The organism is Paracoccus sp. SM22M-07, from assembly GCF_001887735.1.
Lineage (GTDB): Bacteria > Pseudomonadota > Alphaproteobacteria > Rhodobacterales > Rhodobacteraceae > Paracoccus.
Window position 1 is genome coordinate 84925 of record NZ_JPKW01000005.1, and the last position, 24125, is coordinate 109049.

The 24125-nt window shown below is 65.9% G+C and carries 23 protein-coding genes; 14 read left to right on the forward strand and 9 right to left on the reverse strand.

Translation table 11 applies throughout. The features are described from left to right. The first annotated feature begins 179 nt into the window (after nt 1-179). Together phaZ and IE00_RS09935 are read left to right on the forward strand one after the other, a co-directional pair. Nucleotides 180-1526, forward strand: coding sequence for a polyhydroxyalkanoate depolymerase (gene phaZ, locus IE00_RS09930; protein WP_072297082.1), 1347 nt, complete (start codon nt 180-182; stop codon nt 1524-1526). A 75-nt stretch (nt 1527-1601) separates the two neighbouring features. Then, a complete protein-coding gene (locus IE00_RS09935; RefSeq protein WP_072296960.1) occupies nt 1602-2084 on the forward strand; it encodes a pyridoxamine 5'-phosphate oxidase family protein in 483 nt (160 codons plus the stop codon). Between the two features lie 6 nt (nt 2085-2090). Here the strand turns inward: IE00_RS09935 and IE00_RS09940 are convergent, their stop codons facing one another. Then, nucleotides 2091-2831, reverse strand: a complete 741-nt coding sequence (locus IE00_RS09940) for a carboxylesterase (RefSeq protein ID WP_072297083.1) — start codon at nt 2829-2831, stop codon at nt 2091-2093. Next, a complete protein-coding gene (locus IE00_RS09945; protein ID WP_072296961.1) occupies nt 2831-4111 on the reverse strand; it encodes an MFS transporter in 1281 nt (426 codons plus the stop codon). Before IE00_RS09945 ends, IE00_RS09940 begins: the two co-directional genes overlap by 1 nt. A 121-nt stretch (nt 4112-4232) precedes the next feature. Here IE00_RS09945 and thrS point away from each other — a divergent pair, with 121 nt between their 5' ends. The 5 genes from thrS to IE00_RS09970 all read left to right on the forward strand — a co-directional run bounded on the left by thrS (nt 4233) and on the right by IE00_RS09970 (nt 10035). Further along, nucleotides 4233-6179 carry a threonine--tRNA ligase gene (gene thrS, locus IE00_RS09950; RefSeq protein WP_072296962.1) on the forward strand — a complete coding sequence of 649 codons (1947 nt, stop codon included), beginning with the start codon at nt 4233-4235 and terminating at the stop codon, nt 6177-6179. 205 nt (nt 6180-6384) lie between these two features. After that, nucleotides 6385-6591, forward strand: a complete 207-nt coding sequence (locus IE00_RS09955; RefSeq protein ID WP_072296963.1) for a cold-shock protein — start codon at nt 6385-6387, stop codon at nt 6589-6591. Between the two features lie 90 nt (nt 6592-6681). Beyond that, nucleotides 6682-8133, forward strand: coding sequence for a class I adenylate-forming enzyme family protein (locus tag IE00_RS09960; RefSeq protein ID WP_072296964.1), 1452 nt, complete (start codon nt 6682-6684; stop codon nt 8131-8133). Then, nucleotides 8130-8756, forward strand: a complete 627-nt coding sequence (locus IE00_RS09965) for a DsbA family oxidoreductase (protein WP_072296965.1) — start codon at nt 8130-8132, stop codon at nt 8754-8756. The genes IE00_RS09960 and IE00_RS09965 overlap by 4 nt, the downstream gene beginning before the upstream one ends. 58 nt (nt 8757-8814) lie before the next feature. Beyond that, the gene (locus tag IE00_RS09970; protein WP_072296966.1) at nt 8815-10035 is read left to right on the forward strand and encodes a multidrug effflux MFS transporter; all 1221 of its coding nucleotides are present in this window, start codon (nt 8815-8817) and stop codon (nt 10033-10035) included. A 59-nt stretch (nt 10036-10094) separates the two neighbouring features. On the opposite strand, the gene IE00_RS09975 is transcribed toward IE00_RS09970, so the two are convergent. The 3 genes from IE00_RS09975 to IE00_RS09985 form a co-directional block, all read right to left on the reverse strand. Further along, nucleotides 10095-10868 (reverse strand): ATP-binding cassette domain-containing protein, encoded by a 774-nt coding sequence (locus tag IE00_RS09975; protein ID WP_072296967.1) that lies wholly within the window; start codon nt 10866-10868, stop codon nt 10095-10097. Then, entirely contained in the window at nt 10865-11920 is a 1056-nt protein-coding gene (locus IE00_RS09980; RefSeq protein ID WP_072296968.1) for an ABC transporter permease, read from the reverse strand. The genes IE00_RS09975 and IE00_RS09980 overlap by 4 nt, the downstream gene beginning before the upstream one ends. Before the next feature lie 97 nt (nt 11921-12017). Beyond that, nucleotides 12018-13040 (reverse strand): sugar ABC transporter substrate-binding protein, encoded by a 1023-nt coding sequence (locus IE00_RS09985; protein WP_170864126.1) that lies wholly within the window; start codon nt 13038-13040, stop codon nt 12018-12020. 125 nt (nt 13041-13165) lie between these two features. Here IE00_RS09985 and IE00_RS09990 point away from each other — a divergent pair, with 125 nt between their 5' ends. From IE00_RS09990 to IE00_RS10005, 4 genes are all read left to right on the forward strand, one after another. Beyond that, nucleotides 13166-14278, forward strand: a complete 1113-nt coding sequence (locus IE00_RS09990) for an ROK family transcriptional regulator (protein ID WP_072296970.1) — start codon at nt 13166-13168, stop codon at nt 14276-14278. Nucleotides 14279-14421: 143 nt separating this feature from the next. Further along, nucleotides 14422-15042 carry a 30S ribosomal protein S4 gene (rpsD, locus tag IE00_RS09995; RefSeq protein ID WP_072296971.1) on the forward strand — a complete coding sequence of 207 codons (621 nt, stop codon included), beginning with the start codon at nt 14422-14424 and terminating at the stop codon, nt 15040-15042. 128 nt (nt 15043-15170) lie between these two features. Next, the gene (hisC, locus tag IE00_RS10000) at nt 15171-16262 is read left to right on the forward strand and encodes a histidinol-phosphate transaminase (RefSeq protein ID WP_072296972.1); all 1092 of its coding nucleotides are present in this window, start codon (nt 15171-15173) and stop codon (nt 16260-16262) included. Then, nucleotides 16259-17188: a prephenate/arogenate dehydrogenase family protein gene (locus tag IE00_RS10005; RefSeq protein ID WP_072296973.1), complete on the forward strand. Its 930-nt coding sequence runs from the start codon at nt 16259-16261 to the stop codon at nt 17186-17188. The genes hisC and IE00_RS10005 overlap by 4 nt, the downstream gene beginning before the upstream one ends. 3 nt (nt 17189-17191) lie before the next feature. Here IE00_RS10005 and IE00_RS10010 read toward each other — a convergent pair whose 3' ends face one another. Further along, the gene (locus tag IE00_RS10010; RefSeq protein WP_072296974.1) at nt 17192-18208 is read right to left on the reverse strand and encodes a DUF2125 domain-containing protein; all 1017 of its coding nucleotides are present in this window, start codon (nt 18206-18208) and stop codon (nt 17192-17194) included. 49 nt (nt 18209-18257) lie between these two features. On the opposite strand from IE00_RS10010, the gene IE00_RS10015 reads away from it, so the two are divergent. From IE00_RS10015 to IE00_RS10025, 3 genes are all read left to right on the forward strand, one after another. Beyond that, nucleotides 18258-18824 (forward strand): gamma-glutamylcyclotransferase, encoded by a 567-nt coding sequence (locus tag IE00_RS10015; RefSeq protein WP_072296975.1) that lies wholly within the window; start codon nt 18258-18260, stop codon nt 18822-18824. Nucleotides 18825-18997: 173 nt separating this feature from the next. Further along, entirely contained in the window at nt 18998-20209 is a 1212-nt protein-coding gene (locus tag IE00_RS10020; protein WP_072297084.1) for a hypothetical protein, read from the forward strand. Nucleotides 20210-20212: 3 nt separating this feature from the next. Continuing rightward, the gene (locus tag IE00_RS10025) at nt 20213-21880 is read left to right on the forward strand and encodes a peptidoglycan -binding protein (RefSeq protein ID WP_072296976.1); all 1668 of its coding nucleotides are present in this window, start codon (nt 20213-20215) and stop codon (nt 21878-21880) included. Here the strand turns inward: IE00_RS10025 and IE00_RS10030 are convergent. The 3 genes from IE00_RS10030 to IE00_RS10040 are packed head-to-tail and all read right to left on the reverse strand — an operon-like array spanning nt 21877 to nt 24022. Next, complete coding sequence (locus tag IE00_RS10030) at nt 21877-22212, reverse strand: SMR family transporter (protein ID WP_072296977.1); 336 nt, start codon at nt 22210-22212, stop codon at nt 21877-21879. The two genes, IE00_RS10025 and IE00_RS10030, sit on opposite strands and share 4 nt — an antisense overlap. Next, nucleotides 22212-23252: a YihY/virulence factor BrkB family protein gene (locus IE00_RS10035; RefSeq protein ID WP_072296978.1), complete on the reverse strand. Its 1041-nt coding sequence runs from the start codon at nt 23250-23252 to the stop codon at nt 22212-22214. The genes IE00_RS10030 and IE00_RS10035 overlap by 1 nt, the downstream gene beginning before the upstream one ends. Nucleotides 23253-23266: 14 nt before the next feature. Beyond that, nucleotides 23267-24022, reverse strand: a complete 756-nt coding sequence (locus IE00_RS10040; RefSeq protein WP_072296979.1) for a hypothetical protein — start codon at nt 24020-24022, stop codon at nt 23267-23269. Between the last annotated feature and the right edge of the window lie 103 nt (nt 24023-24125).

Sequence of the window (24125 nt, forward strand, 5' to 3'; positions counted from 1 at the left end):
CGCGGTAACTTCTTTATCCGTTTTCCTTGGCTGGCTTGCCATGTGAAACATTCCCCCCTAATAATATTGGAATGATACGCGCAGGGCAGGCAAGGCGTAAACCCGGCTTGTGACCGAAAATTCGGCACGCCTCTACCGCGAAACAACTGATGCCGCAGCGCAGCAAAATGGTGGACGACATGCCGGTCAAGGGTCTCAAGGGCGTCGTGTCCTATGACGCGATGGAAACGATCAGGAACACGAACGAATGGCTGGGCGCCACGGCGCGGGCCATGGGGTCCTATCCCGCCTTCGCGCTGGTGCCGAACCCGGCCTTCCACCTGCTCAGCGCCTGGGGCCGCGTCACGGAACGCAGCTTTGGCCGCATGGTCCTGAAGCCCGATTGGGAAATCCCCAGCATCGTCGGAGAGGAAGGCCAGGACCACATCGTCTATGTCGAACCCGAACTGCGCAAGCCCTTCGGCGACCTGATCCATTTCCGCGTGGCACGCCGCGAACCGATGCCACGCAAGGTCTTGCTGGTCGCGCCCATGTCGGGCCATTACGCGACGCTGATGAGGTCCACCGTGATCTCGCTTCTGCCCGATTGCGAGGTCTACGTCACCGATTGGCACAATGCCCGCGACATTCCCGTCAGCGAGGGCAAGTTCGATATCGAGGATTACACCAGCTATCTGGTCGATTTCATCCGGCATCTGGGTCCCGACACCAATGTCATCGCCGTTTGCCAACCCGCCCCGCTGGCCTTGGCCGCGACGGCGATCCTGGCTGCCGAAGACCCCAATGCCCAGCCCCGCACGCTGACCCTGATCGGCGGCCCCGTCGATCCCGACGCCGCCGCGACCGAGGTGACCGATTTCGGCAACCGCATCACCATGGGCGAGCTGGAGCATCTGGTCATCCAGTCGGTGGGCTTCAAATATCGCGGCGCGGGCCGGATGGTCTATCCGGGTCTGGCCCAGCTGGGCAGCTTCATCGCGATGAACGCGGAATCGCACACCCGCGCCTTCATCAACCAGATCTTCGCCGAGGCGCGCGGCACCGCATCGGACGCCGACAAGCACAACAAGTTCTATGATGAATACCTGGCCGTGATGGACATGACGGCGGAATTCTATCTCTCGACGGTCGAACGGATCTTCAAGAACCTGGAGATCGCCCAGAACCGCTTTACCGTGAACGGAACCCCCGTCGACATCAGCAAGATCACCGACGTGGCCGTCATGACCGTCGAAGGCGGAAACGACGACATCTCCGCCCCCGGTCAATGCGTGGCCGCGCTGGACCTGTGCAGCGGCGTTCCCGCCGAAAAGAAGGTCCAGCATCTGGAACCGGGCGCGGGCCATTACGGCATCTTTGCGGGCAAGTCCTGGCGGCTGAACATCCGTCCGCTGGTTCTGGACTTCATCGACGACAATGCGGCCCTGCCGGATTCGATCAAGCCCAAACGCCGCCGCAAGGAAGGCGCCAAGAACCCCGATTGCGGTGCCGTCGACACGATGGACAACGGCAAGATGGCCGTCTGAGGGCATCGGAACCCGCGCTTCGCGGCATCGTTATAGTCCCGAACGGCCGCATGGCGCGGCCCAAGGGGAATGCATATGACCGATCACGACAAGCGCGCCGACCAGTTCTGGAACCGTCTGGATGACGTGAATGCAGGCATGCTGGGCACCACCGAGGACCCTCGGCTGGTGCCCATGTCGCATTACGCAGATCGCGACCAGTCCACCCTGTGGTTCATCGGCGCCAAGGGCACCGACCTTGCCGAAACGCTGGCCGGTGGTCCCAAGGATGCCATCCATGTGGTCACCGATGCGGGCGAAGGTCTTTACACCCGCATCCATGGCAGCCTGTCGCTGTCCGATGACCGCGCCAAACTGGACGAGATCTGGAATGCCGTCGCCTCCAGCTGGTTCGAGGGCGGCAAGGACGACCCCGATGTCCAGCTGATGCGCATGACCCTGTCCGAGGCCGAAGTCTGGGCCACCGGCGGCAGCGTCAGCTTCCTGTTCCAGATCGCCAAGTCCAAGGTGACCGGCGACAAGCCCGACATGGGCGAACATTACACCCTGCCGCTGTAAGGGCCATCAGACCGGCAAAACCGCGATCGTGCCGGTCACCAGATCCAGACATTCGGGCGTCGAGAAGCGATGATCGGCGCCCTTGACCATCGTCAACCGCAGGTCGGGCGACGTGGCATGCGCCATCAGATCCAGCGCCCATTGCATCGGCACATCCGTGTCGGCGGTCCCCTGCAGCAGGCGGACGGGGAATGGCAGGTCCAATGGCTGGTTCATGACCTGCTGATCGCGCCCATCCTCGATCAGGCGGCGGGTGATGACATAGGGCTGATCGGCATAATCGCTTGGCAGTTCCAGCCTTCCGTCGCGCATCAGCGTCCGGCGCTGATCCTCGGAAAAGCCGGGCCAGAAGCCGCGTTCGGTGAAATCGGGGGCGGCGGCGATCGTCACCAGACCCGCCACGCGCTCGGGCATACGGCGCGCCACCAGCAGGCTGATCCAACCGCCCATGGATGACCCGACCAGCACCTGCGGTCCTTGGGTCAGGGCGGTGATCGCCTGAAACGCGTCCTCGGCCCAATCGCCGATGCAGCCATCCTCGAAGGCCTCGCTGCTGTCACCATGACCGGAATAGTCGAAACGCAGGAAGGCGCGGCCCTGCGTGCGGGCCCATTCTTCCAGATGCACGGCCTTGGTGCCGGTCATGTCGGATTTGAACCCGCCCAAGAACACGATGCCCGGCCCCTGCCCCTTGGTCCGCCGATAGGCGATGCGCCGCCCCGAAGGCGTCTCCAGATAATCGTTCATCATCCAACCTCGTCCAATCCATAGGCGACCCATGCGCCGGCAACGGATGCCACGGCAAAGACCGCGATGACCCAAGGGGCGCCCAAGGCCGCCAGCGCCGCCGATGCCGCGCCCGCCACCAGGATCACCACGCCGACGACCAGGTTCGACACGGCCGTATAGGCCGCCCGCTGATCGTCGGGTGCCATATCCACCAGATAAGTCGACCGCCCCTGCCTGACACCGTGATAGGCGATCATCAGCCCGAACAAAACCACCGCGATCGCTGCGGCATGCCCCGCCAGTCCCGCGACCTTCAGCCCGATGGCCAATGCCAGCGCGACCGAGGCAGCCGCCCCCGACCAGATCAGCACCCGGCGCGCCGAACGATCCGACATCCGCCCCCAGACCCAGGATGACAGCAGCGATGCCAGCGCCGATGCCAGCACCAGCAGGCCCAGCTGACGATCATCCGTGTCCTGCCCCGCCGCCAGCACCAGCAGATAGGGCGGCGCAAGGGCCGTCCCGACCAGCAGCGACCGCGCCACGACGAAACGCGACAGCTGTCCGTCCCGGCGCAGCAGCGACAGCTGGGCCAGCGATTGCCGCAGGCTCAGCATGTCCTCGCGCGGTTGAGGCTTTTCGGCCAGGGTGGCGAAGACTGCGCCGCCCAGAATCCAAGCCGCCCCCGCCAGCAGGATCGCCCCGATGACCAGCGGCGCCCGGTCCACCGGCCCCCACAGCAGCAGCAAGGCAAAGATGATGACGCCTGCCGCCCCGATGCTGCTGGCAAGACCGGTGGCCGATCCGCGCCGGGACTTGCCCACCGTCTTGCCCAGCACATCCTTGTAGCTGGCCGAACAGGCCGACCGTGCCAGCGCCAGCACTGCCAGCAGCCCGACGATGGCAAGGCCAGCCGCTGCCCGCTGCATCACCATCGCGGCCAGGGCGATCCCAAGTGCGGCCAGCCCCTGCACGATGCTGCCCACCGCCCAGACCCATTTGCGCCGCGGCAGCGCGCCGATGGCACCCGCCGTGAACAGCTGCGGCAGCAGGGACCCCGCCTCGCGCACCGGGACCAGAAGGCCGATGAAGACCGACCCCGCGCCCAGATGCGTCAGCAGCCAGGACAGCACCAATTTCGCATCGACCAGCCCGTCGCCCAGCTTGGACCCCGACAGCGCCGCGACATGGCGCAGGAAATTGCGCGGCTCGGCCTGTTTCTGGTCGCCATCCAGCCCGCCATCAGGTTCGGGGTCATCGACCAGGGCCTCGAACAGCTGTTCCTCTATGTCTTTCATCGGGTCATCCTGATTGCTGCGACCACTTATCTTGACAGTTTTTGCGCGGGGGTCCATTCCTGCCGCCGACCATAACCCGCAACCGGGCGTTCCGTGGGCGCCAAACCGACGAGGAGGACCTATGTCCCAGATTTCCCTCACCTTCCCCGATGGCAATTCGCGCGACTACGATGCCGGCGTCACCGCCGCCGAAGTGGCCGAAAGCATCGCCCCCAGCCTGGCCAAGCGCGCCATCAGCGCCAGCCTGGACGGTCGCCACATCGACCTGGCATGGCCCATCACGACCAGCGGCCAGATCGCCATCCATTCGATGAAGGACGAGGATCAGGCGCTGGAATTGATCCGCCACGATTTCGCCCATGTCATGGCCCGCGCCGTCCAGTCCATCTGGCCCGACGTCAAGGTCACCATCGGCCCGGTCCGCGATTACGGCTGGTTCTATGACTTCGACCGGGCCGAGCCCTTCACGCCCGAAGACCTGGCGGTGATCGAAGTCGAGATGAAGAAGATCATCGCCGCCCGCGACCCCGTCCGCACCGAGGTCTGGGACCGCGACCGCGCCATCGCGCATTACAAGGCCGCGAACGAACCCTTCAAGCTGGAGCTGATCGACCGCATCCCCGAGGGCGAGGATCTGCGGATGTATTGGCACGGCGACTGGCAGGACCTGTGCCGCGGCCCGCATCTGCAGAACACGGGCCAGCTGCCCGCGGACGCCTTCAAGCTGACCCATATCGCCGGGGCCTATTGGCTGGGCGATGCGACGCGCCCGCAGCTGCAGCGCATCTATGGCGTGGCCTTCCGCAACCGAGACGATCTCAAGGCGCACATGACGATGCTGGAGGAGGCCGCCAAACGCGACCACCGCAAGCTGGGCCGCGAGATGGATCTGTTCCACATGCAGGAGGAGGCGCCGGGCCAGATCTTCTGGCATCCGAACGGCTGGAACATCTATACCACGCTGCAGGATTACATGCGCCGCAAGCAGCGCGCCGACGGCTATGTCGAGGTCAACACCCCTCAGGTCGTCAGCCGCAAGCTGTGGGAGGAATCCGGCCACTGGGAGAATTACCAGGACAACATGTTCATCGTCGAGGTCGACGAGGAACATGCCAAGACCAAGACCATCAACGCGTTGAAGCCGATGAACTGCCCCTGCCACGTGCAGATCTTCAACCACGGTCTGAAATCCTATCGCGACCTGCCGCTGCGCATGGCCGAGTTCGGGTCCTGCAACCGCTATGAACCCTCGGGGGCGCTGCATGGCATCATGCGGGTGCGCGGCTTTACCCAGGACGACGCGCATATCTTCTGCACCGAGGACCAGATCGAGGTCGAGACCAAGAAGTTCATCGATTTCCTGGCGGGCATCTACGCCGATCTGGGCTTTACCGGCTGGCGCATCAAGCTGTCGACGCGCCCCGAAAAGCGCATCGGGTCGGACGAAAGCTGGGATCGGGTCGAAGCGGCCCTGGGCAATGCCTGCCAGGCCGCCGGTTATGACTTCACGATCTTCCCCGGCGAAGGCGCCTTCTATGGTCCCAAGCTGGAATTCGTGCTGACCGACGCGATCGGGCGCGACTGGCAATGCGGCACGCTGCAGGTGGACCCGAACCTGCCGGAACGGCTGGACGCGGAATATGTCGGCGCCGACGGTCACAAGCACCGCCCCATCATGCTGCACCGCGCCGTGCTGGGCAGCTTCGAGCGGTTCATCGGCATCCTGATCGAAAGCCATGCGGGCAAGCTGCCGCTGTGGCTGGCCCCGCGCCAGGTCGTGGTCGCATCGATCGTGTCGGACGCCGATGATTACGTCCACGAGGTCGTCGCCGCCCTGCGCGCCGCCGGCATCCGCGCCGAGGCCGACACGCGCAATGAAAAGATCAACTACAAGGTCCGCGAACATTCCGTGGCCAAGGTCCCCGCGATCATGGCCATCGGCATGAAGGAGGTCGAGGACCGCACCGTGTCGCTGCGCCGCCTGGATGCACAAGGCAGCCGCACCCTGACCCTGTCCGAGGCCATCGACATGCTGACCACCGAGGCGACCGCCCCGGACCTGCGCTGAATCGACGCGCTGTCACACAAGCTTCACGCGCAGGCCACGGCCTGCGCGTAAAACAGGCTTGCCTTTTAACGCGATTCGGTCATCCTTTGACTTGCGTGAGCAAAGACTTTCTACCGCTCCCTTTACGGGCAGCCGGAAGACCGAAAGCGGGCTGCACGGCCTGGCGCAATCCCTGCGCCGGGATGACTTGAAGGAGAGAACGGTTATGGCGACCGGAACGGTAAAGTGGTTCAACGCCACCAAGGGCTTTGGCTTTATTGCACCCGATGATGGCGACAAGGATGTCTTCGTCCATATTTCGGCCGTGGAACGCGCCGGACTGACGGGTCTGCAGGACAACCAGAAGATCAGCTACGAATTGCAGTCGGGCCGTGATGGCCGTGCATCGGCCAGCGATCTGCAACTGCTTTAAGACGCGCTTTCCGCGTGTCGTGACGGCCCGTTTGCGCGGGCCGTTTTCCTTTGTCAGTAAGGTCTTCCGATCCTTGCGGAACGCCCTGCCATGAACCTTGCCCAACATGTTCTGACCGCGGCCGACATTGTGCCCGACAAATCGGCCCTTTCGGTGGTGGGCCTGTCGGACGCTGATCACTGGTCGTTTTCGCGCCTGTCGCAGGCGGTGCGCGGCACGGCCACCGGATTGCAACGGGCGGGTCTGCGTCCCGGCGACCGGCTGCTGATGCGGCTGGGGAACCGGCCGTCCTTTCCCATCGCCTATCTGGGGGCGATCGCGGCGGGCATCGTTCCGGTGCCGACATTCGCCCAGCTGACCGGTCCCGAAATCACCCGCATGGCCGCGCAGATCAGCCCCGCGATGGTCGTGGCCGGGCCCGACATCGCCCTGCCCGACCACCCCGCGCCGGTCCTGTCCGAGGCGCAGCTGACCGCCATGGCCGACCTGCCGCCCGCCGATTTCGTGCAGGGCGATCCGGACCGGCTGGCCTATATCATCTTCACCTCGGGCAGCTCGGGCAGTCCGCGCGCCGTGATGCATGCCCATCGCGCCATCCTGGCCCGCCGGATGATGTTTCAGGGCTGGTACGACCTGCACCCCACGGACCGGATGCTGCATGCCGGGGCCTTCAACTGGAGCTTCACACTTGGGACGGGCCTGCTGGACCCGTGGACGGTGGGCGCGACGGCAATCATCCCCGCCCAAGGCATCCCGATCGAACAGATCCCGCAACTGGCCTTGCGCCACGGCGCGACCCTGCTGGCGGCGGCGCCGGGCGTCTTTCGCCGTCTTCTGCGTACAGCCTTGCAGCCCATCCCAAGCCTGCGACATGGGCTGGCGGCGGGGGAACGGCTTGATCCCGCATTGCGCCGCGCCTGGCAGGCCCGCACCGGGACGGACCTGCACGAAGCCATGGGCGCATCCGAGATATCGACCTTCATCTCGGGCAGTCCCGGCCGTCCGGCGCCCGAAGGCACGGCGGGTTTCCCCCAGCCCGGACGCCACGTCGCCGTTCTGGACGACATGGGCCGCCCCCTGCCCGTGGGGCAACCCGGCGCATTGGCGATCCGGCGCGACGATCCGGGGCTGTTCCTGGGCTATCTGGATCAGCCCCGCGACAGCGGCGACTGGTATGCCACGGGCGATCAGGCCCGCATCGACGATCAGGGCGCGGTCACGCTTCTGGGCCGCAACGACGATGTGATGAACGCGGGCGGTTTCCGCGTCAGCCCCGCCGAGGTCGAGGACGTGCTGGCCGCCCATCCACGCGCGGGCGATGTCGCGGTGACCGAACTGCCCGTGGCGGGGGGCGCATCCGTCATCGCGGCCTTCTGGACGGGCACGGCCACGGCCGATGAATTGCAGGCTCTGGCCGCCGAAGGGTTGGCACGCTACAAGCAGCCCCGCAATTTCATCGCCCTGCCGGACCTGCTCCGCACGCCGACCGGCAAGATCAACCGCCGCGCCCTGCGCGAGGCCTACCGCAAGGACCGATCATGACACGCCTTGATATCTTCGCCGACCCCGTCTGCCCCTGGTGCCTGATCGGCAAGCTGGAACTGGATGCCGCGCTGGTCAACCGCCCCGACCATCCCTTCGCAATCACCTGGCACCCCTTTCGCCTGAACCCACAGATGCCGCCCCAGGGCATGGACCGGGCCGAATACCTGACCGCCAAGCTGGGCGAAGACGCGCAGGCCGCCGAAGAAGCCGTCGCCAAACGCGCTGCCGATCTGGGCGTGACGCTGAACCCCTCCCCGCGCGAACCCGACACCACGGACGCCCACCGCCTGATGCATTGGGCGGGACTTGAGGGTTTTCAGGATGCGGTGATGACCGGACTTCTGCGCGCCCATTGGCTGGAGGCCGCCGATATCGGCGACCATGAAACCCTGACCCGCATCGCCGCCGCCGCGGGCATGGACATCGCGACGACGGCCCGGCTGCTGGCCGGCGACGCCGATCGCGACGAGGTCGCCAGCCGCGAATCCCATGCCCGCCAGCGCGGCATCAATTCGGTCCCGACCTTCATCGTCGCCGACACGCATGCGGTCAGCGGTGCCCAGCCTGCGGCGCTGTGGGAAGGGGTCATCGATGAATTGACCGGCCAGACGCCTCAATAATATTGCATAGTCTGCAAAAAGGGGCTATCTGCCGGGTCTGAACCGACAGGTGACCCCCATGACCGACACGACCATGACCGGCACGACGCAGCAGCGTCGCCTGCCCTTGCCCGAATTCATCGCGATGCTGGCGTTTCTCTTCGCCACCATCGCCTTTTCGATGGACGCCATGCTGCCGGCCCTGCCCCGGATCGCGGCCGACCTGACCCCGGACAATGTCAACCGCGCCCAGCTGATCCTGACCAGCTTCGTGGCGGGCATGGGGCTGGGGACGCTGTTTGCAGGTCCGCTGTCGGATGCGCTTGGACGCAAGCGGACCATCACGCTTGGCTTTGGCATCTATATTCTGGCGACCATCGCGGCGCTTTACGCCGACTCGCTGGAACTGCTGCTGGTCGCGCGCTTCGTTCAGGGCATCGGCGCGGCCGGTCCGCGGATCGTGGGGCTGGCGCTGGTCCGCGACCTTTATCAGGGCCGCGAGATGGCCCGCATCACCAGCTTTGTCATGATGATCTTCATCACGGTGCCGGCCATCGCGCCGACCCTGGGCGCGGGCATCATCAGCCTGTCGGACTGGCACGGGGTCTTCATCGCCTTCATCGTCTTTGCGCTGATCGGCGCCAGCTGGCTGAACATCCGCCAGGCCGAGACCCTGCCCCCGCCCGAACGCCGCCCCCTGCGCATCGCCACCCTGATGTCGGCCGCGCGCGAGGTCCTGTCCAACCGCCAGGTCATGCTGGCCACCATCATCCTGACCCTGGGCTTCGGGCAGATGTTCGGGCTCCTTTCCTCGGCGCAGCAGCTGTTCGGCGAAACCTATGACAAGGGCGAGAATTTCCACGTGTGGTTCGCCCTGATGGCGCTGCTGTCGGGATCGGGCACGGTGCTGAACGCCAGTTTCGTGATGCGCTTCGGGATGCGACGGATGGCGAAATGGGCCTATGTCATGCAGACCGTCGTGTCGGGGACGATGATGGTCCTGATGCTGGCCGACGTCATCCCCGCGGCGCTGCAATTCCCGGCCTTCTTCTTCTGGGCGACCAGCGTCTTCTTCATGGCCGGCGTCACCTTCGGCAACCTGAACGCGCTGGCGCTGCAGCATATGGGCCATATCGCGGGGATGGCGGCCTCGATCGTGGCGGCGATCTCGACACTGTCGGCGGTGCTGATCGCGGCGCCGGTCGGCCTGCTTTACGACGGGACGGCGATGCCCGCGATCACCACGACGCTGATCTGTTCTGGCCTGGCATGGCTTCTGATCCGCCGCTTGGGCGACTGACAGGACAAAGGGCGGGACATCGCGTCCCGCCCTTTTCAGTTCCGCCCCTGCGCCCTGCTTCAGGCGGCTGCTTCCTCGGGGACCTTGGCGCCGGTCATGTAGGCCACAGCATCCGACATCGAATGGTCCTTGGGGTTGATGACGCACAAGCGCTTGCCAAGACGGTGGATGTGGATGCGGTCGGCCACCTCGAAGACATGGGGCATGTTGTGGCTGATCAGGACGATCGGAATGCCACGCGACCGGACGTCCTGGATCAGGTCCAGCACGCGACGGCTTTCCTTGACGCCAAGCGCTGCGGTCGGTTCGTCCAGGATGATGACGCGGCTGCCGAAGGCTGCTGCACGAGCCACGGCAACACCCTGCCGCTGACCGCCCGACAGGGTCTCGACGGGCTGGCTGATGTTCTGGATGGTCATCAGCCCCAATTCGGACAGCTTCTCGCGGGCGAATTTGTCCATGGCCGGCTTGTCCAGCATGCCGAAATACTTGCCCATGAAATCCTTGCGCACGATCTCGCGGCCCATGAACATGTTATCCGAGATGGACAGCGCAGGCGACAGCGCCAGCGTCTGATAGACTGTCTCGATGCCGGCCTTGCGGGCATCCAGCGGGCTGTCGAAGCTGATCGGCTTGCCGTTCAGCCGGATCTCGCCCTCGTCGGGACGCACGGCGCCGGACATGGCCTTGATCAGACTGGACTTGCCGGCGCCGTTATCGCCGATCACGGCCAGGATCTCGCCGGGATAGAGGTCGAAATCCGCATGGTCCATGGCGGTCACGCGACCATAGCGCTTGACCAGGTTGCGGGCGGAAAGAAGCGGCTCGGTCATGACGACACCTTTCTGATCCATTGGTCGATGGCGACGGCGAAGATGATCAGCCAGCCGGTCGCGAACAGCTGCCACAGCACGTCCACACCCGCCAGGCGCAGCCCCGAGTTGAAGACGCCCACGATCAGCGCACCGATCAGCGGCCCCAGGATCGATCCGCGTCCACCGAAGAGGGAAATGCCCCCGATCACCACGGCCGTGATGGATTCCAGGTTGGCCTCGAAGAACGAGGTCGGGCTGATCGAACCGACGCGGCCGATGGACGACCATGCGGCCAGACCGCAGATCACGCCGGCGACGACATAGACCGACATCAGGATCTTCTTGGTCTGGATACCCGCCAGCGCCGCCGATTCCGGATCGTCACCCACAGCATAGACCCGGCGACCCCATGCGGTCTTGTAGAGCGCATAGTAGAGCACCGCGAAGACGATGATCATCAGGATCACGCCATAGGTCAGCACCGCGCCGCCCAGGTTGAAGCGGGTGCCGAAGAATTTCAGCAGCGGCGCTTCGGCGTCCAGGGTCTGACTGCGGATCGTTTCCCGGCCCGACAGGTAATAGTTCAGCGCCAGGAAGATGTTCCAGGTGCCAAGCGTGGTGATGAAGGGCGGCAGCTTCAGCCGCGTGATCAGCAGGCCGTTCAGCGCACCGGTGCCCGCCCCGCAGGCCAGGCCGATGACGATGGCGATCGGCACCGGAATGCCGAAATTCACCGCCAGATTGCCCATGATCACCGAGATCAGCACCATGACCGCGCCGACCGACAGGTCGATCCCCGCCGTCAGGATCACCAGCGACTGCGCCGCCGCCAGCGTGCCGACGACCGCCACCTGCTGCAGGATCAGCGACAGGTTGAACGCCGAGAAGAAATTGGGAGAGATCAGCCCGAAGGCGACCAGCGACAGCACCAGCACGATGACCGGTACCATGGTGGGATATTGGTGCAGGAAATGCTGCGTCCGGTCCAGAAGGCTGCGCGAGTGGTGATCGAACTGGGCAACCGTCTCGCCGGCATTTCGCTGGACCACGGGATCTGGGGAATCGGACATCAATGTCTCCGTGGGTTTGACCGAAGGGGCACGGCGGCGACAGGGGTCGCCGCCGTGCGGTCACATTGTCATGGTCGGGATCAGGCTCGGCCGGGGATCAGCCCCAGCAACGCTCCAGGCCTTCTTCGACGCTGATCGACTCGACGCCCTCGACGGTTTCGTCCGTGACCAGGTTGACGCCGGTATTGGTGAAGTCCAAGCCCTCGGTGGTCTCGGGTTTGGTGCCGTCCTTGGCGAAGGCCGCGATGGCCTCGACGCCCATGGATGCCATCAGCAGCGGATATTGCTGCGAGGTGGCCCCGATGACGCCTTCCTGGACGTTGGTCACGCCCGGGCAACCACCATCGACCGACACGATCAGCACGTCGCTTTCCTTGCCGAAGGACTTCAGCGCCTCATAGGCACCGGCCGCGGCGGGTTCGTTGATGGTATAGACCAGGTTGATGCCCGGGTCCTTCTGCAGCAGGGCCTCCATCGCCTCGCGGCCGCCTTCCTCGTTGCCCGAGGTCACGTCGTGGCCGACGATGCGCGCGTCATCCTCGTCGCCGATCTGGTTCTCGTCCTTGACGTCGATGCCGAAGCCTTCCAGGAAGCCCTGGTCGCGCAGCACGTCAACCGACGGCGATGCGGCCGACAGGTCCAGCATGGCGATCTTGGCATCGGCGGCGGCGTCGCCCATCTTGCCCTTGGCCCAGGCACCGATCAGGCGGCCCGCCTCGCGGTTGTCGGTGGCAAAGGTCGCGTCGGCCGCGTCGATCGGGTCCAGCGGCGTGTCCAGCGCGATGACCAGCATGCCGTTGTCACGGGCCTGGCTCAGCGAATCGACGATGGCCTTGGTGTCGGATGCGGCGATCAGGATGCCCTTGGCACCCGCCGCGATGCAGCTTTCGACGGCCTGCTGCTGGGTTTCGTGGTCACCATCGACCTTGCCGGCAAAGGTCATCAGCTCGATCCCAAGCTCATTGGCCTTCTCGGTCGCGCCTTCCTTCATCTTGACGAAGAACGGGTTGATGTCGGTCTTGGTGATCAGACAGGCTTTGGTGGTGTCCTGCGCTTGGGCAAAACCTGCCGAAAAGGCAAGCGCCGACAAGGCGACGGACGCGCGGAAAACGGTCTTCATGGTCACTTTACAAATCTCCTCCAGCATGGCGGTTCCTCGGCCGCCTTGAAGATAGAAAGCATCAAGAAATAGCACTTGTCAATAAATCAATCATGTTGATTAATGCGATTTCGGAGGAGAACCGCATGCCAACTGATCGTGTCGACCCCGGCCGGATCAGCCGGAACGAAAGGCTCGTGCTGTCGCTGATACGACGCCACGGCCCCCTGTCGCGTGCCGCCCTGTCGCAGCATATCGACCTGTCGGCGCAGTCGGTCACCAACCTGACGCGCAAGCTGATCCAGGCGGGCCTGCTGGAGGCCGAGGCCGCCGTCAGGGGCAAGGTCGGCCAGCCCTCGACCCCCCTGGCGCTGGCGCCCGGCGGTGCCCTGTTCCTGGGCCTCAAGATCGGGCGCCGGCTGGCGGAACTGGCCCTGGTGGATTTCACCGGCCAGGTCCGCATGCACCGCCAGGAGGTCTATGCCTTTCCCGATCCCGAACGCGTCCTGGCCTTTGCCCGCCACGGGCTGGCCACCATCCTGAACTCGCTGCGCCCCGATGAGATGCGCCGCCTGATGGGCCTGGGTATCGCCGCGCCCTATCGGCTCTGGGATTGGGGCAGCGACATGGAAACCTGGCTGGATGTCGATCTGCACCGCATCCTGGAAGCCGAGATGCCTTTCCCGGTCTTTCTGGAAAACGACGCCACCACCGCCTGCGCGGCGCAGCTGATCTTTGGCGGTCAGCCGCTGCCCCCCGATTTCCTGCACGCCTATGTCGCCCATTTCGCGGGCGGCGGCATCGTGCTGGACGGTGCCCTGCGCCATGGGCCGCAGCGAAATGCCGGAGCCTTGGGATCGATGCCCATTCCGGGCGGTGGCCAGCTGCTGGACGTCGCCTCGGTCGCGGCGCTGGAACGCGATATCGGCCATGTGCTGCCCCCCGACGATTCGGGCTGGAACGTCCCCTTGCAGCAAGAGATCGAATGGGCCGAACGGGCCGGCAAGGCGCTGGCCTTCGTCGCCCTGTCGGCGGTCGCGCTGGCCGATCTGCCGCTGGTGGTGATCGACGGCGCGCTGCCGGCTGCCACGCGGACACGCCTGGCCCAGGCCACCCGCCATGCGCTGTTGCAGGAACCCGCCGCCGGCATCGACCTGCCCCAGGTGATCGAGGGCACTTTGGGCCGCAGCGCCCGGATTCTGGGGGCGGCGGCCCTGCCCCTGTCGCATTTCTTCCAGCCCGACGGCACCCTGGCCTGAATTGCGGGGCTTTGCGGTTGACGCGGCCGCGAACCCCTGTATAAGCCGCGACTTCATTGGTGTTGGTGGACCCTGCAAGGGGAACCCTGTCAGGCGCAAGCCAGAGGACAACGCCCTTCGTAACGACCAGAAGGAGATCAGCCGTGACCAAACGCACGTCTGCCAAGTACAAGATCGACCGCCGCATGGGCGAAAACATCTGGGGCCGCGCCAAGTCGCCCGTCAACCGTCGCGAATACGGCCCCGGCCAGCACGGTCAGCGCCGCAAGAACAAGCTGTCGGACTTCGGCACCCAGCTGCGCGCCAAGCAGAAGCTCAAGGGCTATTACGGCGATCTGACCGAAAAGCAATTCCGTCGCATCTTCGGCGAAGCCGAACGCGTCAAGGGCGACACCGGTGAGAACCTGGTGGGTCTGCTGGAGCGCCGCCTGGACGCGATCGTCTATCGCGCCAAGTTCGTCGCCACGATCTTTGCCGCACGGCAGTTCGTGAACCACGGCCACGTGGAAGTGAACGGCCAGCGCGTCAACATCCCGTCCTATCGCGTCAAGGAAGGCGATGTCATCTCGATCCGCGAGCGTTCGCGCCAGCTGGCCGTCGTGCTGGAAGCCGTCGCCCTGACCGAGCGTGACGTTCCCGACTATATCGAAGCCGACCACAACAAGATGACCGCGACCTTCGTGCGCACCCCGGCCCTGGGCGACATCCCCTATGCCGTGCAGATGGAACCGAACCTGGTCGTCGAATTCTACGCGAAGAACTGATCTTCGCCGATCTCGACTGCCGCAAAGGGTCGCATCCTCGGGATGCGGCCCTTTTTCATATCAGCCCTGTTGGGGTCTTTCATAACGCGGATCGGCGGATTAGACGGGGCGGGACAAAGGATGGACCCATGACCCAGATACCCGTGCAGCCCGGCATCATGGACATCGCGCTTTATGTCAGCGGCGAAAGCACGCTGCAGGGGCGCGCGGACGTGTTGAAACTGTCCTCGAACGAAAACCCGTTGGGCTGCAGCCCGGCGGCGCAGGCGGCCTTTGCGGCGGCCTCGGCGGATCTGCATCGATATCCCAACACCGATCACAAATCGCTGCGCGCGGCCATCGGCCAGATCTGCGACCTGGACCCCGACCGCATCATCTGCGGCGTCGGCTCGGACGAGGTCCTGCAGTTCATCACCCATGCCTATGCCGGCAATGGCGACGAGGTCATCACGACCGAGCACGGCTTTTCCATGTACCCGATCCTGGCCCGCATGGTCGGGGCGGTGCCGGTGACGGTTCCCGAACGCGACCGGCGCGTCGATATCCAGGCGATCTTGGATGCCGTCACCGACCGCACGCGGATCGTCTTCATCGCGAACCCCGCAAACCCCACCGGCACGATGCTGGACGCGGACGAACTGCAACAGCTGGTCGACGGCCTGCCCGCCCATGTCATCCTGGTCCATGACGGCGCCTATACGGAATTCGCCGCGGGCTTCGACGGGGGTGCGTCGCTGGTGGATCGCCACCCGAATGTCATCATGACGCGCACCTTCTCCAAGATCCACGGGCTGGGCGGCCTGCGGATCGGTTGGGGCTATGCCGCGCGCCAGATCATCGACGTGCTGAACCGCGTGCGCCAGCCCTTCAACCTGTCCAACGCGCAGATGGCCGCCGCCGAGGCCGCGATCCGCGACACCGGCTTCACCGCGACCTGCGCGGATCTGAACGGCCGGATGCGCGACTGGATGCGCCAGTCGATGATCCAGATGGGCATCGATTGCGACGAAAGCTTTGCGAATTTCGTGCTGGCCCGCTTTGACAGCGCGGACACCGCCGCCGCTGCCGATGCCGCCCTGCGCCAGGACGGCATCCTGGTCCGCCGCGTCGGCGGCTATGGCCTGCCCGCCGCCCTGCGCATCACGGTCGGCGACGAGGACGGCTGCCGTCGCGTCATCGCCACCCTTGGCAGCTTCATGGCCGCGCGGAGGCCCGCATGACTCGCATCTATGACCGCGTCGCGCTGATCGGGTTGGGGCTGATCGCGGGGTCGATGTCGCATGCCATCCGCGCGGGCGGGCTTGCCGGCCACGTCGCGGGCTATGCACGCAGCGAAAAGACCCGCCAGACCGCGCGCGAGATCGATCTTTGCGACAGCGTTCATGACGACATCGCGGGGGCCGTGCGCGGCGCCGATCTGGTGGTTCTGGCCGTTCCGGTGGGTGCCATGGGCGAGGTGATGGCGCAGATCGCCCCGCATCTGGCACCGGGCGCGACGGTGACCGATGTCGGTTCGGTCAAGCAATCCGTGATCGAGGCCGTCCTGCCGCATCTGCCCCAAGGCGTCCATTTTGTGCCGGGGCACCCGCTGGCGGGGACCGAACATTCGGGGCCGACCTCGGGCTTTGCGACGCTGTTCGCGAATCGCTGGTGGCTGCTGACCCCCCTGCCCGACAGCGATCCGGACGCGACGGCGCGGCTGGACCGGCTGATCACCGCCATGGGGGCCAAGACCGATGTGATGGACGCGGCCCATCACGACCTGGTGCTGGCCGTGACCAGCCATGCCCCCCACCTGATCGCCTATACGATGGTCGGCGTCGCCGATCACCTGCGCCGCGTTTCCGGCGAGGAGGTCATCCAGTATTCCGCCGCCGGTTTCCGCGACTTCACCCGCATCGCCGCCAGCGACCCGACCATGTGGCGCGATGTCTTTCTGCACAACAAGGACGCCACGCTGGACATCCTGGGCCGCTTCACCGAGGAGCTGTTCGTCCTGCAACGCGCCATCCGCATGGGCGACGGCCAGCAGCTGCACGATTACTTCACCCGCACGCGGGCGATCCGTCGCAGCATCATCGACGCGGGCCAGGACACGGGCGCGCCCGATTTCGGACGCACGCCGGGCGCCAAACCCTCGCAGTAAGGGTCAGATCGCACCGAAGGGCGGGGCGGCGCCGATGGGAATGCCGCCCAGCAGGATCTGGCCGCCGCTCAGCTGCACGGGCAGGCGGACCTGGCCTTGGGCGGGTTCGGGAAAATCGGGACCGGGCAGGTCGGCGTCGATCGGGGTCTTGGCCAGCTGCTCCAACCCCGCGCTCAGCAGCATGCGGGCCGGTCCTGGGATCAGCCCCATCTGCGATGCCTGATCGATCATCTGCCGGGCGTCGGCGGTATAGAGGGCGACCTGCCCTTCGGCCAGACCGTTCGGATCGCGCACGATCCGCCCCACGACGCGCAGCGACATCGGACCTGCGCCGATGGTCAGCCCTTCGGTCTGCCAGCCCACCACAGAAGGCGTCGCCTGCCCCCGGACCGAAGGCGTCCCGTCCAGCCACAGCAGCACGTCGCCGCCAAGGCTGACCGGGTCGGGAATGCCGTGCAGATCAAGGCCCATCTGCGACAGCAGCCGCGTCTGGACCGCCCCCACCCCCACGCGCGCCTGATAGGCCGCGCGGGCCGCCAAGGGCGCGTCCGGCCCAAGGCGCGTCATCTGCATGTCCAGGTCCAGGCCTTCGATCACCGGCTGGCTGTCCAGGGTCACCTGTTCAGCCGTCACCGCAATGTGGTCGGGCGCCAGGCGCTTCAGCGGCGCCAGCCGGACCGTCGCGTGCGGCTCATCCAGCCCAAGCATATGGGCCTGACCGGTGATGGTCACCTGCCCTTCTTCGGGCAGGATCAGCCGCGCAGTGGTGGGCGATTGCGGCGATATCTGCAGCTCGGCCCATGGCAGGGCGATCCCGCCTGCCGGATCGGCGAAGGCCGGCTGTTCGATCCGCATGCCGAATTGCGGCGGCTGGCGCAGCGGCCGGACCAAGGTCGCCTGCAACGCCGGATCGCCCGCGATCAGTTCGGCCACGCGCCGGCTGGCCAGGGTCTCGCCCCCCGCCCACAGGCCCACGACCGCCGCGGCAGCAAGCCCGATGCCGATGAAAGCCCTGAACATGCGACCCGCCTCTTTTTTCCGCCCGTCTGGTGGCTTACCTTTGCCGACAATGGAACAAACGACAACGCATAAGATCGAATGGGTCTTCGGCTATGGTTCGCTGATCTGGAACCCCGGCTTCACGCCCGTCGAAATCGCCCCCGCGCGGCTGGCAGGCTTTGCGCGCAGCTTCTGCCTGCGTTCGATCGAGCATCGTGGCACGCGTGAATTGCCGGGCCTGGTGCTGGGCCTGGACGAAGACCCGCAGGCCGCCTGCCGCGGCGTGGCCCTGCGCATCGCCCCCCAGGACCATGACAGCGTCCTGGCCTATCTGCGCGCCCGCGAACTGGTCACCGAAGCCTATCGCGAGGAAATCCTGCCGCTGGAACTGGAGGACGGGCGTCACATCCACGCGCTGGCCTATGTGATGCGGCGCGATCATTGGCAATATGCGGGCGGATTGCCCCATGACGAACAGGCGCGCATCATCGCCGCCGCGCATGGCGGGCGTGGCCCGAACGCCGATTACCTGCACAACACCGCATCCCATCTGGCCGATATCGGCATGGCCGATGACGAACTGGACCGCCTCTCCCAAGCGGTGCGTGACCTTCAGGCGTCCATGCCCCGGCCCTGAGCGCCCTGCCCTTCGGAATGCTTGGCAAGTGACGGGGGCTTCCCTACACTTGGCCGAAAAGCATCGAAGGGACGGGTATTTACGTGAGCGATCCGACATCTGGCGACCCCCGCGCCCCCGGGCGGCTGACCCTTGGCGAACGCCGCATCACCGCGACGCGCGACCAGGCCCTGATGGGCGCCGGTGCGCCGCGCTTTTCGCAGCCGGTGCGCCAGATCCTGCTGATGCTCAGCGTGCTGGCGCTGGTGATGATCGGGGGGTGGCTGACCTATGGGCGCATCCTGCCGATCTTCATGGCGAACACCTGGCTGAACGGGCTGATCCTGGCGGTCTTCGGGGTGGGCGTGCTGGCCTGTTTCTGGCAGCTGGCGCAGCTGGTCCGGTCGGTCAGCTGGATCGAAGGCTTTGCCGCACGCCGCCGTGGCGCGGAAACCGCCGCGCCCGATGCCCAGGCACCGCGTCTGCTGGCACCGCTGGCGGCCCTGCTGGGTGCGCGGGGTCCCGCGGGCGGCGTGATCTCGACGGGATCGGCGCGGTCGATCCTGGATTCGGTGGCGACGCGCATCGACGAATTGCGCGACATCACGCGATACCTGGCCAACCTGCTGATCTTTCTTGGCCTTCTGGGCACGTTCTATGGTCTGGCGACCACCGTGCCCGCCGTCGTGGAAACGATCCGGGCGCTGGCGCCGCAGGATGGCGAAACCGGGCTTGATGTCTTCGACAAGCTGATGACCGGCCTTGAGGCGCAGCTGGGCGGCATGGCGACGGCGTTTTCGTCATCCTTGCTGGGTTTGGCGGGGTCGCTGGTGGTGGGGCTGCTGGAGCTGTTCGTGACCCATGGCCAGAACCGCTTCTATCGCGAGCTGGAGGAGTGGATGTCGGGCTTTACCCGCATCAGCCTGGCAGGAAGCGAAGGCGACGGCGTCGATCAGGCCGCCCTGGCGGGTTTCCTAGAACAGATGGCCGGGCAGATGGACCGCCTGCAAAGCTATCACGCCGACCGCGACACCATGCGCGAGGAAGCCGCCCTGATGGCCGATGAACGCGTCGTCGTCATGGCGCAGGCGATCGAGGCGCTGGTCCAGCGCCCCGATGATGGCAACGCCACGCTGATCGACAGCCTGAACCGGCTGGCGGACGGGCAGGACAGGCTGCTGACGGCCCTGGCCAGTCGCCCCCAGACCGCCCCCGACCTGTCGCGGCTGGAGGATGCGCTGGCCAGCATGACGGCCCAGCTGAACGAAGGCCGCGATGAAATGGTGGCCGAACTGCGCTCGGACATCCTGGTCCTGACCCGCGCCGTGCGGGCCGCGCGCTTCAGCGATCCCTTCCGGGACGACCGGCTGCCGGATGATCCGCTGATCCCGCATCGGGGGGCCTAGGTGATGCGTCTGGCCCGGGGTTCTTCGGCACAGCGCTTCTCGGCCACGATCTGGCCGGGCTTCGTGGATGCGATGACGGCGCTGTTGATGGTGCTGATGTTCGTGCTGACCATCTTCATGGTGGTGCAATCGGTCCTGCGTGAACAGATCACGACACAGGACAGCACGATCAGCGACCAGGGACAGGTCATCTCGGATCAGCAGCAGCAGCTGGAGGGGCTGGGCCAGCAGGTGGCATCCCTGAACCGCGCGCTTGGTGCGGCCAATGACGAACGCGACACGCTGGCCAGCGATCTGCAGGCCCAGACCGAACGTGCCGCCGATGCCGAAGCCGCCGCCCGCGAACGCGCCGCCCGCATCACCCGCCTGCGCAGCCAGCTGGACCAGGGCCGGCAAGAGCTGGCCACCGCACAGTCACGGCTGACCGATTTCGAAGCCGAGGTCGCCACCCTGCTGGCCGCCCGCGCGACCGATGCGGCGCGTGTGGAACAGCTGCAGTTGGAGGTGAGCGCCGCCGAAGAACGCGCCTCGGCGGCGCAGATGGCCGTGGCGGCCGCGCGTCAGGAAACGGATGCGGCGGCGGAAACCGCCCGACTGGCCGCAGCCCGGCGTGATGCGCTGCAGGCGCTGGTCGCTGACCTGCGCGCCCGCAACGCCGAAGCCGATCAGGCGCTGGACACGGCCCGGAACGACCTGAGCCGGGCCGAACAGGACCGCCTGGCCGAGGCCGAGGCCGCGCGTCTGTTGCGGGACCGGTTGGAGACCGCCGACAGCGAGTTGACCGCCATGACCCTGGCACTGGAGGAGCAGCGCCGGCAGGCCGAAGACACGCTGACCCTGCTGGCCGCCGCGAATGCCGCCAAGGACGAGGCCGACCTTCAGGCCGCGCGCCGGATGGATGAGGCCGAACGCCAGGCCGCATTGCTGGCCACCGCGCGCCAGGAACTGGCCAAGCAGGACGACCTGACCGAGGATAGCCAGCGCCGCGTCGCCCTGCTGAACGAACAGGTCGCCCAATTGACGGCGCAGTTGGGGTCGCTGCAAGCCCTGCTGCAAACCGCCGGAGAGGAACAGGATCAGGCCGAATTGCAGGTCGCCGAACTGGGCCAGCAGCTGAATGCCGCCCTGCTGCGGGCCGCCGACGAATCGCGCAGGCGGCTGGCGCTGGAGGAGGAGGCCCGCCAGGCCGCCGAGGCCGAGGCGCAGGACCTTGCCCGCTATCGGTCGGAATTCTTTGGCCGGCTGTCGCAGATCCTGTCGGGACGCGACGGCGTCAAGGTGGTGGGCGACCGCTTCGTGTTTCAGTCGGAAGTGCTGTTCGACCCGGGTGAGGCGACGCTCTCGCCCGCGGGTCGCGACCAGATTGCGGAGCTGGCCGTGCTGCTGACCGAGATCTCGGATGAGATCCCCGCCGAGATCGATTGGATCATCCGCGTTGATGGTCATACCGACAGTCTGCCCCTGTCGGGCACCGGGCGGTATCGTGACAACTGGGAACTGAGCCAGGGTCGCGCCCTGGCGGTGGTTCGCTATCTGACGGACGAACTGGGCTTTCCCGCGAACCGTCTGGCCCCTACGGGATTTGCCGACACGCGCCCCATCGCGCCGCAGGACACCCCCGAGGACCGCGCCTTGAACCGCCGCATCGAATTGAAGCTGACCGAGCGTTAATGCCCGACGGTGTTGGAAAAGACGTTGATCACCACCACCCCGGCCACAATCAGCGTCAGCCCCAGCACGGCGGGCATATCCAGCCTTTGGCCGAAGACGACCAGACCGATGACGGCGACCAAGGCGACGCCACAGGCGCTCCAGATGGCATAGGCGACGCCAAGAGGCAGGACCTTCAGGCTGACCGACAGCAGATAGAAGCTGGCCAGATAGCACAGCGTCATCGCCAATGTCGGCCACAGCCGGGTGAACTGTTCCGATCGTTGCAGCATCGAGGTGCCCAGCACCTCGAGCACGATGGCGGTGATCAGCGGGATATAGGGTGAAGCCATCAGGATGCGTTCTGACCAGTCGATGCCAAGGGTTTCAGACCGGCCATCTTGCGCAGATGGCGATCCAGCTCGGAATTGATCTCGGCGCCGACCAGCACGATGGTCGCGTTCAGCCACAGCCATGTCATCAGCGCGACGACCGCCCCCAAGGAACCGTAGGTTTCGTTGTAATCGGCGAAATTGGCCGCATACCAGGAAAACAGCATCGAGGTGACCACCAGCGCCACCGCGGCGAACAAGGCACCGGGCGAAATCCAGCGCCAGCGCGCGTCGGGCAATGCCGGGCCCCAGCGATAGATCGCAGCCAGCGCCAGGACCAGCACGCTGAACATGATGGGCCAGCGGATCAGGGCGACGAAGGTTTCGCTGCCCAGGCCAAGGGGCAAATACCCAAGGACGATGGGAACCACCGCAATCACGACCAGCATCAGGGCGATCAGCAGCAGGCCCCCGATGGTGAAGGCCATCGCGACGATGTTCAGGCGCAGGAAGCTGCGCGTTTCATGCTGAAAGAAGGCGACGTTCAGTGCCGACAACAGTGCCTTCATCCCGCCATTTGCCGACCAGAAGGCCACCAGCAGCGCGACGATCCCCGCCAGCGACAAGGCCCCCGAGGATGCCGAGGTGATCGACGAGACCTGTTCGCGGATGATGTCCAGCGAACTGGAGGGCAGAAAGCTCTGCAGCATTTCCAGATGCGACTGGATGGTCGCAGGGTCCGCCAGAAGACCATAGAGCGACACGAAAGCGGTGATGGCGGGGAACAGCGACAACAAGCCAAAGAAGGTCACGCCCCCCGCGACCGAGGTGACGCGATCCTCTCCGATCTGGGTGAAGATGGATTTGCACAAGGCCACGATATCGCGAAAGCCAAGGTCGCGCAGGCGCGGCGGACGGCCTTTGGGCAGGGAATCGGGTTGCAAGGCGGGTTTATCCGCCTTGCTTTCGGCCAGGCCGAACCGGCTGCGGGTCTGATCGTCCAAGGGGTCGAAGATCGCGCTGAGTACGCCCGGCCTGTCCTGCATCATCTGTTCCTTCATGCTTTGTGCCAGCCTTACAACCGGTTGATCCGGTTTTCATCCGCATCCCGCGCACGATCCGAAGGTGCCTGCGGGGCAGCGGCCGCACGTTCTGCGGGCGCACTGCGCGGTGCCGGTGCCGGGCCCGGTGCGCCATTCACCATGGATTTCAGTTGATCGGCGGCAGCCACGAAATCGGCCACGATCGTGGTCGCCTGACGGGACACGCCACGGAAGCTGTCAAAGGCCGTGACCAGCGATTGGGCGACCCCGTTCAGACCATCGGTCAGCTCGGTCGCGGTGCGCGTCAGGTCCTTGGCGAAATTGCCCCGGTCGCGACCCTGCCCTGCCTTGGACCGCAGACGCGCCTTTTGGGCGGCATCGTCGCGGGCCTGGGCACGGACGCGACGGCGCATGGCCTCGCGGTCGTCTTCCTCCAGCTGGGCAAAGCGGGGGGCGACCGGCGCGGGACCTGTCAGGCGCGGCGGTTCGGGGCGGTCGCTGGCGACCAGCTTGCGCGCCGCGATCGAGGTGGCTGCCGTGATGCCGGCCACGCCCAACGCCATGCCGCCCCAGACGATGATCTTGGCGGTCAGCGACGGTTCGGGCCACGCCTGGCGCCCGTCGGGCGACACCCGTCCCGAAGGCGGCACCTTGGTGGAACGCATCGGGCGATGGGGATAGGGGCTGCCCGTCTTGTGGCCTTCGGGAACGGGGCGGGGGCCAAAGCGCGTCTGGCTGGTGTGATCGGCTTCGGTCAGCTCGGGATGGGGGTCGTGGGGGCGGCGCATGGCGTACCTCGTCTTGAATGTCGGTTCTTGTGGACCGAACCCGCCATCGGGGCGGAATGTTCCGCGCGAATGCACGCGGGCGTGATGAAAACTTGCCCCTGCG